The organism is Streptococcus suis (assembly GCF_002964045.1).
Taxonomy (GTDB): domain Bacteria; phylum Bacillota; class Bacilli; order Lactobacillales; family Streptococcaceae; genus Streptococcus; species Streptococcus suis_U.
In genome coordinates this window covers 1-486 of record NZ_POPB01000147.1, presented here as the reverse complement: position 1 = coordinate 486, position 486 = coordinate 1, and the positions used below count along the sequence as shown (strand labels likewise).

Annotated in this window: 1 pseudogene; it reads right to left on the bottom strand. The window is 41.2% G+C overall.

The features are described 5' to 3' along the window. Positions 1–486, bottom strand: a pseudogene (locus tag C1E99_RS00855) (aspartate kinase); the annotation flags it as partial.

Here is a 486-nt window from a genome sequence, read left to right as displayed (position 1 = left end):
TCAATTCTTTGATTGAATGTGGATTTTTAATGATGCCAGGATGGGCAGCAAAAATACCATCGACATCTGTAAAGTTTTCATAGAGGTCAGCCTTAACCCCGGCAGCAATGATGGAACCTGTAATATCCGATCCACCTCTTGAGAAGGTACAAATCTGGTTATCAACAGTTACACCGAAGAATCCTGGGATAATGAGTACTTCATCTGTATCACGAAGCTCTTCGATTTTGTCATAACTTGAAGGCAAAATGCGAGCATTTCCTGGTTCGGAGCTGACAATAATACCAGCTTTTTTAGGATGGACATAGCGTGCAGGCAATCCTCTGTGGGTAAAATATTCGGCAATCAATTTGGCATTATTATCTTCACCAGCTGCTAAGAAAGCGTCGTAAAGAAATTCGTTATCATTAATTGGTAGGCTGGCCAAAGAGATGATGCTGTCTGCGATTTTCTTCATGCTGTTAGCTGTGAAACCAAGTTCGTCAA